The 1,138-nt window shown below is 76.4% G+C and carries 2 protein-coding genes; both read right to left on the bottom strand.

The features are described 5' to 3' along the window. Positions 1-785 (bottom strand): tetratricopeptide repeat protein (locus tag L2I40_RS23475; protein WP_237217765.1); only part of this gene is annotated, 785 nt, incomplete at its 3' end. Beyond that, the coding region (locus L2I40_RS23470; RefSeq protein ID WP_237217764.1) for a hypothetical protein at positions 785-1,138 on the bottom strand (354 nt) is incomplete at its 5' end. The genes L2I40_RS23470 and L2I40_RS23475, both read right to left, overlap by 1 nt.

The following is a 1,138-nucleotide window of genomic DNA, read 5'->3' as shown; positions in this document are numbered from 1 at the left end:
GCGAGCGGCGCGGCGCGGCCGAGCAGCGCCTCGGCCTCGGCGAAGCGGCCCTGGTTGGAGATGTTGAGCGCGAGGCGCACCATCGGCCCGAAGCTGTCCGGGTTGCCGGTGCCGAGCAGGCGTTCCTGCAGGGTCAGCGCCGCGCGATAGGCGGTCTCGGCGGCGGCGAAGCGCTCGGCCTGGTTGGCGTCGCGGCCGACCGACATGAGCTGCTCGAAGCGTGCGACGTCGTTGGCGCCGAAGGCCTCGCGCGAGAGGCGGGCGGCGAGCAGATCGAGCGAGGCGGAGGGCGGCAGCGGGCCGTCCGGCTGCACGAGGCCGGCGAGCACGCCGATCGCGCGTTCGGTCGCCGGGATGGCCGGCAGGACGCCCTCGGCTTGGAAGGCGCGGCCATTCGCCGTCGTCACCAGCGCGAAGGAGGGCCAGCCGCCATTGCGGCGCCGGCATTGCAGCAGCGCCGCGGGCTGGCCGCCCAGCACCGCCGTGGTCTGCGGCGCGTCGCAGGCGAGGCGTCCGGCGAAGTTCGCGGCGGCGCTATCCGCCAGCTGCGGGATCGGCGCGGGCGCGACCTCGCGGATGCGCGCGCTGGGCGCCTCCCATTCGCCGCACAGCACCTCGGCGCCGGAGCCGGAGCGGACCATGCGGCAGGGCTCGCCGCGGGCATTGCTGCCGATGGCGACGACACTCGCCGCCGTCGTGGAGGCACCGCCGGGCACATAGGCCTCGGGCGGCGGCGCGGTGCAGGCGGCGAGCGCGAGCAGCAGCAGCGTGGCGGGCGCGCGCATCAATAGTCTCCCCCGCGGATGTCGGGCGGCGCGAGGTCGTCCTCCTCGCGCCGGTCGCGCGCCGGGCGCAACGCGATCTCGGGCGTCGGCGGACGTATCTGCTCGGCCATCGCCGTCGTGTTGAGCGGATCGAGCACGCCCGCGATCTCGATCGGGTTGGCGAAGAGGAAGGGGATCGGCGGCACGCCGCAGAACGCCACGCCGATCGCGCAGCCGTTGAAGGTGAAGTCGTTCGCCTGCGGGGGCGGGTCGCCGAGCAGGACGCCCTGCGCCGTCGCGCGGCGCCCGAGCGCGGCGGCGGCGGGACCGGGCGTGCCGGCGATGGTGCCGGTCAGCACGGCGCCGCGCCCGCC

Origin of the sequence: Falsiroseomonas oryziterrae, from assembly GCF_021864505.1 — a bacterium.
In the GTDB taxonomy this organism is placed as follows: Bacteria; Pseudomonadota; Alphaproteobacteria; order Acetobacterales; family Acetobacteraceae; genus Falsiroseomonas; species Falsiroseomonas oryziterrae.
Note: the sequence above shows the minus strand (reverse complement) of the source record. Positions and strands in the feature narration are given on the sequence as shown.